This window comes from Umezawaea endophytica, assembly GCF_025061645.1.
In the GTDB taxonomy this organism is placed as follows: Bacteria; Actinomycetota; Actinomycetes; order Mycobacteriales; family Pseudonocardiaceae; genus Umezawaea; species Umezawaea endophytica.
On sequence record NZ_JANYMP010000036.1, the window covers coordinates 28,447 to 41,506 of the forward strand.

At 65.9% G+C, this 13,060-nt stretch carries 8 protein-coding genes; 6 read left to right on the forward strand and 2 right to left on the reverse strand.

Features of this window, described 5'->3' with window-relative positions:
- Positions 1-461 precede the first annotated feature (461 nt).
- Positions 462-833 carry a helix-turn-helix domain-containing protein gene (locus tag NZH93_RS43290; RefSeq protein ID WP_259629161.1) on the reverse strand — a complete coding sequence of 124 codons (372 nt, stop codon included), beginning with the start codon at positions 831-833 and terminating at the stop codon, positions 462-464.
- A gap of 1,308 nt (positions 834-2,141) precedes the next feature.
- Between NZH93_RS43290 and NZH93_RS43295 the strand changes: the two genes are divergently transcribed.
- Complete coding sequence (locus NZH93_RS43295; RefSeq protein ID WP_259629162.1) at positions 2,142-2,486, forward strand: hypothetical protein; 345 nt, start codon at positions 2,142-2,144, stop codon at positions 2,484-2,486.
- A gap of 571 nt (positions 2,487-3,057) precedes the next feature.
- Here NZH93_RS43295 and NZH93_RS43300 read toward each other — a convergent pair.
- Positions 3,058-5,187 carry an ATP-binding protein gene (locus NZH93_RS43300; protein WP_259629163.1) on the reverse strand — a complete coding sequence of 710 codons (2,130 nt, stop codon included), beginning with the start codon at positions 5,185-5,187 and terminating at the stop codon, positions 3,058-3,060.
- A 618-nt stretch (positions 5,188-5,805) separates the two neighbouring features.
- Here NZH93_RS43300 and NZH93_RS43305 point away from each other — a divergent pair.
- The 5 genes from NZH93_RS43305 to NZH93_RS43325 all read left to right on the forward strand — a co-directional run bounded on the left by NZH93_RS43305 (position 5,806) and on the right by NZH93_RS43325 (position 12,995).
- Positions 5,806-9,351, forward strand: a complete 3,546-nt coding sequence (locus NZH93_RS43305; RefSeq protein ID WP_259629164.1) for an NACHT domain-containing protein — start codon at positions 5,806-5,808, stop codon at positions 9,349-9,351.
- 290 nt (positions 9,352-9,641) lie between these two features.
- Positions 9,642-10,031: a hypothetical protein gene (locus NZH93_RS43310; RefSeq protein ID WP_259629165.1), complete on the forward strand. Its 390-nt coding sequence runs from the start codon at positions 9,642-9,644 to the stop codon at positions 10,029-10,031.
- Between the two features lie 534 nt (positions 10,032-10,565).
- On the forward strand, positions 10,566-11,090 hold the full coding sequence (locus tag NZH93_RS43315) for a hypothetical protein (RefSeq protein ID WP_259629166.1): 525 nt from the start codon (positions 10,566-10,568) through the stop codon (positions 11,088-11,090).
- Positions 11,087-11,509 (forward strand): hypothetical protein, encoded by a 423-nt coding sequence (locus NZH93_RS43320; protein WP_259629167.1) that lies wholly within the window; start codon positions 11,087-11,089, stop codon positions 11,507-11,509. Before NZH93_RS43315 ends, NZH93_RS43320 begins: the two co-directional genes overlap by 4 nt.
- Positions 11,510-12,485: 976 nt before the next feature.
- Positions 12,486-12,995, forward strand: coding sequence for a peptidase inhibitor family I36 protein (locus NZH93_RS43325; protein ID WP_259629168.1), 510 nt, complete (start codon positions 12,486-12,488; stop codon positions 12,993-12,995).
- Positions 12,996-13,060 lie beyond the last annotated feature (65 nt).

The window sequence follows — 13,060 nt, forward strand, 5'->3', positions numbered from 1 at the left end:
CGGCGCCTGGCCCCGCAGCACCCCGCGCGGGTTCGCACCACCTGCGTGCGTAAGACCGCTTCACAGACAGCGCCGTCACGCCTGCCCTCGGGTGGACCTGGGGCGCCGCACCGCGGCGGGAGCTTTCGTGATGGCCGAAGAGTGTCGATCATGCTGTGCTCAGGGGTGAGTTTCCGGGCTGATGACGTGGCGGGTTGCCCAGCTGAACCAGCGGTCGGTCAGCGCTAGACCGGCCACTCCTGATGCGGTGCCAGCTTGGACACAGACGGACGAACGAGGCTGGCGAAGGACAACCCGGTAATGCCCTCGGTTTCTCGGCCATGTGCAGTGCGGATCGTGCCGTTGCGATGGCGTTCGGTGCCAGCCGGTAGTACCGGCGTCGGGGCGTTGCGGTTGGATCAGCACGGAGTCGTCGCCTCAACGGCGTCCGTGCTGATCTGACCTGGCCCCAGGCGTGCGGGTCACACGCCCCGCAGCGGCGGGTAGGGGTCGCCCGCCCGGTGCTGGGACTTGTTGGCGTCCCTGGCTTCCTGGAGCTGGTCCTCCAGGGTCACGATGCGGCAGGCCGCGTCCAGTCCGGTGCCCTGGTCCACCAGTTCCCGGACGCGGGCGGCCAAGCGCAGTTGGTAGCGGGAGTACCGCCGATGTCCACCGGTCGAGCGCTGCGGCTCGATCAGCTTCGCTTCACCGAGGCTGCGCAGGAACCCGGCGGAGGTGTTGAGCATCTCCGCCGCTCGGCCCATGGTGTAGGCCGGGTAGTGGTCGTCGTCGAACCTGTCGGTCGCGGCCGTCTGCTCCGGGACCTGGTCTTCACCGTTTTCTTCTGGGGTCATCGAACCTCCGCATCACGAGGGGCCCCGGCGCAGTAGCGCCGGGGCCCCGGGGTTGTTGGGTTTCACTGTCCACCTAGCCGACCGTGAGATCGGCTTCCTCTGTCCGCGTGACCCGCACTAGAAGCGGGCACTGCGGGGATCGCGTGTGCGTAACCGAAGACCACCTTCCAATCCGATGGAACCGCGGCACCTGCTCGGCGGAGTTCAGCCGAAAACAGGCGATCCGATGGCGTGCAACCCTTCCCTTCTCCTCTGATCACCAATTCGTGCATTCTCACGCGACGGTCGGCACCGGTCCTGATGCACATGCCGGAATCACCTCACCGACCATCCTTGACCACCTGCCTGGAGCCCCTTCGACCGATCGGCTCCGGCACACCTGGCCGTCCTGCGCCAACTGTCGTTCACCTGCGGTCGTGCGCTTGCTGTTCCACTCGGCCGCCGGCGCTACTCCCGCCGGCAACCCCTGGTCCACTGCCGCGAAGCCCCTTCTCTGCCTGGCTCCAGCATGTCCGACCGTCTTGCCTTGACCTCACGGGTAGTTCGTCATCTCCCGTGCCACTGACTTTCTCTCTTCTAACGAGGAGAACACTACACACAGCCGCCAGTGAATGTCTACCTCCGCCAGCGCAGATTTACCCGTTCGAGTGGCGCAGCAGTTCTCACCTGCGGCGATGCGGGCGCTCGGCTCGTCGCGTCATGACGCCGACCGCGAGGTCGCGGTCGGCGGCGGGTCAGCCGCTGTCGTTGTGCAACCTTCATCGGGGTGCAGTTCCGAACTGGCTGATCGACCCGACATCGAACCTCGCGCGATCGTTGACCCGACATGGCCGGCCAGTGGTGCGGATCGACGACCGGCCGGGTAGCTGGGTGTGCCGGGTTCGACAACATGAGCCCGGTAGGGCCCGAACGTGGCCTGGTCAGGCTCGACGTTCGCGTTGAACAGCCAGCGCTGGCGGTCGGTCTGATTACTGGTAGAAGGGCGTGGTGCGAGCCCATATGGGCACCGCGGGTCCGCAGGGCTCGCACCACCGCTCGCCACCCGAGGGCCGGCGCGGTGCCGCACCCGATCCAACCTCGCACCTGCCGGCGCGCAATGCCCGCCAGTACGCCGAACGGGGCTAGTGGCCCGTCTCGGAGGGTTCACCCGGTAATCGATCGGTTGGGCTGATCGGCGAGGCTGGTCCCGCATGTCGCGTGCGGGAGGTGGCTGTGGCTCGTCGTCCGAGCGTGTTCGTCAGGCCGTCATCGATGGAAGAGGGTCGGAAACTGCAGCGGATCACCAGATGGAGCGGCGGGCGGAGTCGGATGATCGTTGAGGCGATCCGTGCGCGGATCTGCATGATCGCCCGGGCTAAGCCCGCCGACTGGGGCATCAGCGCGTTCTCCACCTGGTCACTGGCGAAGCTGCGCGACCATCTGCTCGACCGCGGCACCGTCGCCGCGGTCAGTCGGGAAACGCTGCGCCGCATCCTGCGCGACGCCGGTGTCTCCTGGCAGGTCACCACCATCTGGAAAGCGTCCACCGACCCGGACTTCCTCGTGAAGATGCACCGCATTCTCGACCTCTACGATCATCCGCCCTGCGACGGGCGGGTGATCTGCGTCGACGGGTTCGTGCGCCACGAGGCGCTGAGTGACCGAGCGAGGTGAAGGGACCTCGCTGCTGGGCTGTCGCAGCAGCCTGGGCGAAGCTGAGGGCAGCCTGATCCAGGGGACGCTGGTGAGGGTGGGAAGCAGCCCTGACAACGACGGGACGAGTTGGAACCGCCAGACGGCTCGGGTCCGGCAAGCAAGACAAGTAAGGTGTAACGAGAGTGAACCAGTGCTAAAGCCTTGTCATCGACGCACCGGCTCCAACCTGGTGGATGCGGGCCGGGACGCAGCGCATGACCGCCATGGATGGTCAACTCCGGAGCCAGTTGAATTCGCTGGTGAGGAGGCCACGTCGAATGTCTGCGGCGTAGATGTGGCGATGCTGCCGGGGCACCAGACTGGACACCTCCCTTGTCGATCGGTCACACAGTGAGCGTGGGAACCGCTCGCGGTCGCCCTTCCGACTGGCCTGCCAGGTCAGTCACGGGCAGACAACACCCGACGGCGCCACTCCCGCCTCGGCCAGCGGTCCCCGATCGACTACAAGAAAAGCCTGCTGCCAACACCGCTAGGCGACCCACGCCGCATAACCCCGCGTCCAGCAGCCGAGGTGAAGTCCCGCTCCGGGCTACCCCCTCGAACGGATCCGGATGACTTCAGCCTGCGGGTCTCCGAGCTTGTTGTACAGCGTGAGCGCGGCACGCCAGTGCTCGGTGGCCGCTTCCGCGTGGCCGGTGTGGTCGAGGACGGCTCCGAGGCGCTCGTGGGCTATCGCTTCGCCGTGCCAGTACTCGACGGTGCGGTGGATGGCGAGTGCCTCCTCGGCATATGCGATCGCTTGGTCAAACTGGCCGAGGCTGTCGTGGACCAAGCTGAGGTCGTTCAGCGTGTTGCCGACGTTTCGCTGGTCCCCGTGGTCACGGCGGATCTCGAGTGCTCGGTGCAGCTTGGGCAGCGCCTGGTCGAACTCGCCGAGACTGTGGTGCGCCCGCGCCAGCAGGTTCAAAGCCGTCGCTTCACCCCAGGCGTCGCTTTCCTCGAGGTGGATCGTCAGGGATTCATGGAGCGTGGCGACGGCTTCGGCATTCCGGCCAAGTAGGTTGTAGACACCGCCGATGTCGCGCAGGGCCCATGCTTCGCCCCATCGAACCCCGGTCTCGCGCCAACCGGCGAGCGCCAATTGGAAGTACTTCAGTGCGGTCTCGTACTGCCGCAGTTCGCGGTGGGCGAGCGCGATGCTGTTCTGCAGCCACGCCTCGGCAAGCCGATCGTCGTCGTGCCGCGCCGACGCCAAGCCGACTTGATGGGTGGTCACCCAGTCGGCCAGTGGCCTGCGGACAAGGCAGAACGCGAACAGCGCGACAGGCATCTGCCAGGCGAGGGTGTGCTCGCCCATTTCGGCTGCCTGGCGGATCGCGGCCACCAGGTTCGCCTGCTCGGAGCCACACCAGTGGAGGGCCGTCAGCCGGTCGGGAAAGGCTGGCGCGGGAGCGATGGGCTCGGGAATGCTGATCGGGATACGAGAGAAATGCGGAGTGATGACCTGGGCTGCGGCCTCGCTGGAGTACGCATACCAGGTGAAAAGGCGATGCAACGCGGCCTGGTGGTCTGTTTCGGACTCTTCGTACTCGGCGCACTGCGCGGCGTAGACACGCAACAGGTCATGAAAACGAAAGCGGTACGGGCCGTTGACCTGCAGTAGATGTGCGCCCACCAACTTGTCTAACAGCCGCCGGGCTTTCAGCGCCGTGACCCCGGCCAGCACAGCTGCGGCGGCACTACTGATGTCCGGGCCGCTGACCAGGCCCAGCAACCGGAACATACGCGCGGCATCCGGCTGGAGTGAATGGTAGGACCAGGAGAACACGGCGCGCACATTCGTGAACTCGTCGTCCCCTGTGTCAAGCGCGTTAAGTCGCTCACGCTCTTCAGCGAGCTCTTCGACAAGGTCGGCGACCGTGAGATGAGGGCTTGCCACTAGGCGTTCCGCCGCAACCCGCAAGGCCAGTGGCAGGTGGTCGCAGTATCCGGCCAGCTTGGCGGTGCTGGTGGGATCGTCGCGGACACGGTCACCGACGACCTGTTCGAGCAGTTCGATCGCACGTTCCGGCGACAGGATGTCCAACGGCATGCGGTGTGCTCCTTCTTTGATCATCAGCCCAGTCAGGTGGCTGCGACTGGTGACCACTACTCGACAGGTCGGCGAGCCAGGCAACAACGGACGAATCTGCTCGGCCGTCGCGGCATTGTCCAGTACTACCAGGATCCGCCGGCCATGCAGCATGGAGCGGTAGAGGGCAGCCTTGGCGTCCAGTGCAACCGGAAGCCGCTCCCCGGCCACACCGAGCGCGCGCAGCACATGGTCGAGCCCTTCGGAAGCGCTGAGCGAACGTTCCACGTGGTAGCCCCGCAGGTCGAGGTAAAGGTCGCCGTCCGGAAACCGTTCCCGCACCTGATGCGCCCAATGCGCCGCGAGTGTCGTCTTGCCCACCCCGCCAGTCCCCGCGATCACTTCAGCCGGTGCCGCGCGGTCATGTGGCGTGTCAAGCCAGACATGCAAACGCGCTATGTGTTTCTCCCGATCGACGAAGTGCCTGACATCAGGCGGCAACTGTCTCGGAACCGGCAGCTCACTACCAGCAATGTGATGTATGTGCAAGCCGCCAGTGATGTCACGAGCCTGCACGACATTGGTGGCAGAACCGGGTAACTCGTTGTGCGTATCGCCCTTGCCCACATTGGCCTTCCTGGTCAACATCAGGAAACAAAGAAGGTGCAACCTCCAAACCTACCGACCCCCAAACATCCCTGTCACCAACTTGGCGAAGAAGCCCTCCAGTTACCTCATACGTCCACCCCGCTACTCCAAACGCCGGACCAGAAGGCCGAGGAACATAAGAAAATGACGAGATGAGGACTACGCTGGTCGAGCAAACGTAACCACGCCGGTTGATGCAACAACCGCAAAGTAGAATGTAGACGCCGGCCATGCACCACATGGGTCAATACCACTAACTTAAGTGATGTTTTCGCAGGTCAATGCCGATATTGCATGTTGAAAGGTTGCTGGCAGACCGGCTGCCGGTCCGCCAGTTGCACCCACATGACCTGGGCGTTCATCCAGCGCTAGCCAACGCGGTCCTACTTGGACGATCCGGTTACGGTAGTTTGCGGCACATCGCCTGCTGTGACTGACGTGTCTGACCAGTAAGATCAGTAAAACTGCAGTCCAGAGGGATGGTTGATCTTTACTTGCCCCTGGCGGCACAGATGGGCTGCCCGTACGAGAGCAAAGCGCCAGTCCAAGTGTCATCCTTTCGGTTGGTCGTCGCAGATGTGCGGAGACGTCGACCTGCTGCTCGTTACAGTCGAGCGGATGACCAAGCACGCGGTGGTGGCGGCCTTGATCGCTGCGGTCGTCACGTCGGGGCTCGCGATCGCCGTCAACCTCGCCACGGACCTCAAGGACAGCGCGTGGGCCTGGGTCGCGGTCGGCTTGCTCACGGTGCTCAGCGCAGTGGCGACGCTCCGCCTCACCTCGTCCTCCGGTGAGCCGGCCCGGATCGACCTCGACCGTGTGGCACACGACCTCGCCGAGCGTTCGAAGGACGCGTGGGACCGAGCGCTGCGCCACCGCGGTGTGCGGCGCGACCGGCTGATCGAGGTGCCCTGGGACACGATCTCGGTGAATCGGCGGCTCGAGGAGACGCTCCTGCCCTGGGGTGGCTCGGACGAAGACGTGGCGGGCGTGGCCGCGGTGCTGCTGAGGCGACGGGCGTGCCTGCTCGTCGCAGGGCCTGCCGGTGCGGGCAAGTCGTCGCTGGCCCGGCGGCTCGCGATCGCCTGCGTCACGCAACGCGATGAGCGCGACCCGGTGCCAATCCTGGTGCTCGTTCCGACCTGGACGCTGGGGGAGTCGATCCCGCGGTGGCTGGAGCGGCAGCTGGTCGCCGCCGACCCCGGCCTCGCCCGACGGAGATCCACCGCACGGGATCTGGTCGAGCAGCACCGCGTCTTCCCGGTGCTTGACGGCCTCGACGAGCTGCCGGCGCGATCCAGGGCGGTCTTCGTCGAAGCACTGGCCGACTGGCTGCCAGACGACGCGCCCCTCGTGGTGACGTGCCGGGCGGACGACGCGGACCAGCCGCACGACGCGGACGACCTCCCGATCGACGCGGTGCTCGTGCTGCGCCCGATCGATCGGGACGAGATGGCAGGGGTGGTGGCGAGGTCGTCTCGGACCGGGTGCGCCGCCGCGTGGACCACGTTGTTGGACACCCCGCACGTGGCGGAGGCGCTCTCCCGACCACTCATGCTTTCCTTGGCGGTCGAGGGGTACCGCGACCGCGATCCCGCCGAGCTGGGACGGCTGCCTGACCGGGCGGCGGTGGAAGACCGCCTCCTCGGCGCGTTCCTGCGCACCGTGGCGCGCAGGCGCGGCAACGTGCCGGACCCGACCGTGCGTGACCACTCCGCTGACCGCACGTCGCGTCGGCTTACCTTCCTGGCGCGGCACCTCGACCGGCTCGGCACGACCGACCTGCGCTGGTGGGAACTGAGGTCTGCGGTGCCGCGCGGTCGCTTCATGATCGCCGTGTTCGTCGCGGTCGGACTCGTGGTGGCGGCGGTGGCAACCGCCTGGGTGGGACCCGGTCAGGCCGCGTTGATGGGCTTGGCAGGCGGTGGGCTGGCGTGGCTGGAACTCGATCGTCTCCGCCCGCCGCTGCTGCCCCAACGGCTCGGGCGGGTGGACCTCCGCGACGCGGCCCGGTCGCTTCGACCGGGCCTGTGGCGGCGGTTCGCGACAGGCGCACTCATCGGGGCGTCGCTGCCCTGGCCGTTGGGCGCGGCCACGTGGCTGACGTGGCAGCTCTCACCGGGGTTCACCCGTCAAGCGCTCGGTGGTGGCGGCATTTTCCCGAACCTGCTCGTTGCCGATCCGATCTTCCTGCTGGTGTCCATGAGCACGGTTCTCGGTGTCGCCGTGGGTGGGTTCTTCGCCTTCCGACTGGCCGAGGACCCCGAACTCCTGCTGTTCAAGGAGAACGTGCTCGGCAGGGTGGAGCCCCTGACCTCGCCGAACCAGCCGGTGGAACTCGGCCTGGGAGCGGGCCCGCGGCACACGCTGGGGCAGGATCGGGCCTGGTCGCTGCTGCTCCTCGGCACAGCGGTGGCGGTGCCGACCCTCCTCGTCCTGATCATGACCGCCGCTCCCGCGAACGCCCGCGAGGGGTTCGGGCCCATTGGGTGGGTGCAGGACAACCCGCAGTCGTCGACCCTGTTGTTGATCACCGCCTACGCGCTGGACGTGTGCTACCGCTCCGAGTGGGTGTGGTTCGTCGGTGCACGCGCCGTGCTCGCCATCCGCGGCGAGATGCCGTTCCGGTTCGTGCGCTTCCTGGACGAGATGGAATCGTGGGACGTGCTGCGCAGGGAGAGCGACGCGCACCGGTTCCGACACGACCTCCTGCGGACCTGGTTGCTCAAGCAGGCAGCGAAGGACCGCTTCCGCACGCTCGACCCGCGCCCGCAGCGCCTTCTGCGCTTGCTCGCACAGCACCCCGGCTCCGACTTCGACACGAAACTCGCCGCCACCCTGGCCGGCATAACACCGGCCAGGGTGGCCAAGGATCTCGCCCCGGCCCGCCAGGCCCACCTGCTGCTGGCCGGTGACGCCCGTTATCAGTGGACCTCCGGCAGCCGCGCGGCAGTACTCGAACTCGCGGACCCGTGCCGGGACACCGTCACCGCGCGTCGCGTCCGCGACCACTACCGGGATCTGCTCGTGCCGAACCCGCGCGAGGAACCGGTCTCCGGGCGACTCGCGCTGCGCCTCGACGAACAGGGGCAGGCGGCCCTCCGGTTGGAGGTGGACAACGTCTTGGCGTGCGTCCGCGACGCTGCCGCTGACGGGGACTTCGCGTACGTGGCCGAAGTGTCCGTGCTCGTCCTGCCTTACCTGGCCGAGTGGAACCTGGCCTCGGCCGGGCTCCACCTGCTCGACGACGTCCTGGCGCGCGATCTCCCGGAAGCGGTCGAACTCCCGCTACGCCTGATGTCTGCCTCGTTCGACCTGCGGTCGGACGAGGTGGACCGCGTGCTCGCGCTCGCCCGGCGGCTCGGCCACCGCGACCACGAGGCCGCCGCGCTGTGTCTGGCTGCCACGCTGGAACCCGGCGGCAGCCACCTGGAGCGGGCTCTCCACCTGGCACAGGGGACAGGCCTCCACGCCACCGTCGTGCTCGCGCAAGCCGGTGCGGCGTACGGAGCGGACGACCCGGCCGCAGCGCGGAAGCTCTATGCCCGTGCCAGGATCCTCGCGCTGCGCGGCGGCGGGCGTGCCGAGCTGGCCGCTGCATTGAAGGGTGGCGGCTGGTGTGTCCTGGTGTTGGGTGATCCGCGCCGAGCCCTGTCCTACCTGAGACCGGCGCTCCGCGTCCAAGCCGGCCTCGGTGCCACCCTGTCGATGGCATCGACGGCCTTCGCCGCGGCCGACGCCTGCTGGCAGTTGGCCCGCTACCGCACCATGGAGTTCTACGGGGGCAAGGCGCACCGCGCCGCCGAATCGATCGCCGAACCAACGCTGGCGGGTGCCGGCCGTTATGCGCAGGGAAAAGCGGTTCTGGCACAAGGCAGGGCTATGGACGCGGTGACCCACCTGCTCGAAGCGCACCGGTACCGCACCGTCAAAGGCGCGGTCGTCTCAGCCGCCGTCGTACTCCTCGACCTTGTTAAGGCGCTCGTCCAGGTCGGGCATGACCTGGCAGCGCAGGGGAAGGACGGCAGATGGGCGTTGGACGAGGCCCGGAAGCGGCTCATCGAGGCCAAGGACGTGTTCGCTGAAGCGGGTGACACCGAGCAGGAGGAGATCGCCGCCCAGGAGTTGGCTGTGCTGATGGACGAGGTAGGCCTGTGGGCGTGACGCACTACTCTGCCTCGCAGCCGCGTGGTATTCCGGCTGGTGGGCAATAAGATCGTCGATGAACTCGGGCGATACCTGCCACACGACGATCTTGAGACCCTGTGCCGCTCGAGAAAATCATCGCTACTGGTCAAGTGGCATATCTGTACTCGTTGACGAGTCCGCCCAGGATGCGGGTACAGAACAGTCTGTGGGTGTCGCGGTGGGGTCGCGCAGCGGGGTGCTGTTGGGCATCGGGTGGTAGTTGGTCGCGGGCCTCTACTGCTTGCCCGGTAGGGCGATCGGCAGGCGTGGGTTACCCCGGCCTTGACGAGTTCGGTCAGCATCGGGTCGAGTGCGCTTATGGCGAGGGGCAGGTGGCCTTCGCCTGCGAGAAGATGGACCCTGGCTCTGAGAACGGTGTGGGTCAGTCCTTCGCTGTGGATGAAGGGGATGAATCGGTCTTCGCTGCCGCGCCAGACGCTGGCTCGACTGCATTCCGCGAGCCAACCACTAGCTCGTCCGTCGAGTCTGATGTGTCCACCCTGTATTGCATCGAGGCCTCGGTGAATGCTGCCAATGGAACTGGTTCGGTGGGTAGTATAGAATTTGTATGCGAAATTGCCCACGATGACAGCATTGGTCGTTGGGACCTGCGACGGCTTCAGGTAGATGATCGTATGGTTTTTCCGGAAAGTTGAGCGCAAGTGAAGAGATCCAGTGTGAAATTGGTGTCGCTGTGTCAGTGAGGTCAATATTGAACATGCAAAGAACGACCGGCGCAGGGATCTGTGAGATTTGTAGACAGGCTGTAGTCGATGTGAATCGAGTCGCTTGGCTGGATCTGGATTATTTGAATGCCTCGCTGAGGTTATCTTGCTCGGTAGGTTGGTTGACCATGTGGCGTAGTCTGCAGTATCATTTATCCCATGGACACCCGCTCTATGCAGGTATGCCACGTTAGAGCAGACGAGTCCCCCCTCGGTCACTCAAACGCGGGACGTATCCCGTATATCATGCAGTCTCGTACAGCCTCACCTCGTGAGCGGGCGGTACCTCGGAGTACGGGACGCATCCCGTGATGTGACCGTCCGATCCGGGCGGTCACGTACGTGAGCACTCACATCATTCCGGGAATCGCCCTCGCGGCATCCCCGCTTCCGCGCGATCCCGAGAATCGTTCCCGCCCCGATTCCGGGAATTCCCCGACCACCGCGTCCCCGCGACGTCGGGAATTGGATCTCCGTCGCACCGAGGCACCGGAGTTCGGCGAACTGCCCGCCGTCCGCCGGCGTCACCTGCGCCGCTACGGCATCGCCGTGTTCGACGGCGACGGCCGCATCACCGACCAGCCACTGTTCGCCCTACTCGGGTTCACCGCGGGCCTGCGCGTGGAGATCGGCATCACCGACGGGCACGCCCTGGTCGTGCGCGCCAATCCCGAGGGCGGATCGGTGCTCACCCGGCGGAGCATGGTGCTGGTGCCCGCGAAGGTGCGCCGCTGGTGCGGTTTCGGACCCCGCGAACAAGTCCTCCTCGTCGCCGTCCCCCACGAGTCGGCGTTGATCATCCACGGGCTGGAGAAACTCGACCACGCCCTGCCCCGGCCTCGAGCGCTGGTCGCGGCGATGCATCCGCTGGGCGGGGCCGTCCCGAGTGCGCAGTCTGCGGCGGGCCGGGGAGCGGGCGGGGGAGCGCGCGGTGTGGCAGGGCGCACCGGGGGAGCGGACGCCGGGCCGGGACATGGGGGTGTCCGGTGAGCGGGAACGGGCCGAATCCGGGCGACGTGGCGATCGTGCTGCGGATGATGGAGACCTTCGACCTGCGCCTCGAGGACCTCGTGGCGGGCGCGGTGGCGCGGGTTGTGCCGACGTTTGCGGAGGTGGATCCGCTGGTGCGGGAGTGGGTGCCGGGCCCGTCGCGGCGGATCTACGGCACCTACTGGGACCGGATCGTCACGTGGTGGGGGGAGCGGCGGCTGGACGAGCCGACGGTGGTGGAGGTGCAGGAGTTGATCGAGCACGTGCGGGAGACCGCGGTGGTGCGGCGGTCGAGCAACGGCGGCAAGGGCGCGGCGCTGCACGCCTATTACGCGTTGGCGTGCGTGTATCGCTACGCCGTGGAGGTGGACATCCTCACGGCACGGCAGACCCTCCGACGATGCCACCAGGCCCAGTGACACCACCCCCCCGGATCATGGGTTCGACTGGGGGCGTCAGTCATGCCGGACCTGGCGACCACGACTCCTTGTCAGGAGCCACGAAAACGGTAACGGGGGCCGAGGTTCACCGCCCGCCCGTCGACCCGCACGGTCACCTCGCCGAGCAGACCGAACTTCACCCCCATGGCCGACTCCCTACCCATCCATGGATAGCGGTTTGACCTGCGTGATGCAGGAATCTGGCAACCAGTTCACACGATCGGCCGTCCACTCTTCTCATCGAGGCGGGAAGCACGACCACCCGCTTGTCACATCGGATCCAAGGGCGTAATGCCTGAGTTCCAACGGGAAGGCGGTAGGACGAGGACCAAGACTGGCAGGCTGCGCCTGCGGCGACGTCATTCGACGTCGTGGCTGCGGCCTGCACCTACGAGGCCGTCCGGAACTCCGTCGTCAGAAGCTGCTCGGCACACAGCACCCGGTGGTGCCGACCAAGACCACGGGTCAGTACATGACCGGACCGGCCCCTGCGGGCTGGTTCACCTGGACCAACTCAACGGGGCCGCGTCAGGGTCACCGCTGTCGGCGCGGCCATGTTCGTGATCACCAACGCTGCAAGCTACGTACCACCACCGAAAAAATCGGTGGGTCGAAAGGCCTGACAGTGGTCAGCGAACATCATTCACCATTATCTCATCTTCACGAGGGGTGCTCTGGTGAATCGATCTTCAGTCGATCACCAATAAGATCATTTTAGTCAAGTTTTTGGTGTTAATAATTCAGTAGCTATGGCGACTTTTAAGTTTTCCGATGAGCGCAGCGCTGATGCTGACGCCAGCCGAAGTGAAGAACCGTCAACTCGCACATGCTCGCGGGGCTGATCAATTACCTGAATGATCAGTGCCGGGTAAACTCGGCTGATCGCCTGGTGTTTCCGGTAAGAATCGACGGGCACCCGTCGGGGTGTCTCCATATAGTTTCCAGGGAGCCTATGATGAATGGATCAAGGAAAAACCGCACATGGAGTGCATTTGCCCTGATCGTGGCGCTTGGCGCGGCGCTGCTCGCCGGTGCTCCGGCATGGGCAACGGGCATGACTTCGCCGGAGATCGCCATGTCCCACAACGGAGTGGGGCAGTCAAGCGGCCCATTCGCCGCTCCGAGGAGTTTCGTCGCGGGGTTGGGCTGGAACGCCTGCTCACCCGGAGAATTGTGTCTGTTCGTAGAAGTCGACGGTGGAGGAGGGGGGTTCGCCTGGGCTGCCAACGGGGCCACCAGTGACTTCCGGACTCTTGTGTGCCGATCCGGTCAAGGCTGCTATCCTGGAACCTTCGACAACGAGGCAAGTTCGTGGTGGAACCGTACTGGCCAGACCTTCTGCGTCTCGGATGGCTACAACGGCGGAAATCCCGACAACACCATGCCGCCCGGCACTCGGGGCAACTTCACCACCACCGGCTGGAACGACCGTCCGTCGTCGCTCGGATACCTGGGTTGCCCCTAGGTCCAATACCAGTGACTTAAGGGTTGCTGTCCGTTCGTCTGACGGACGCGGGTACAGGAGTCGAC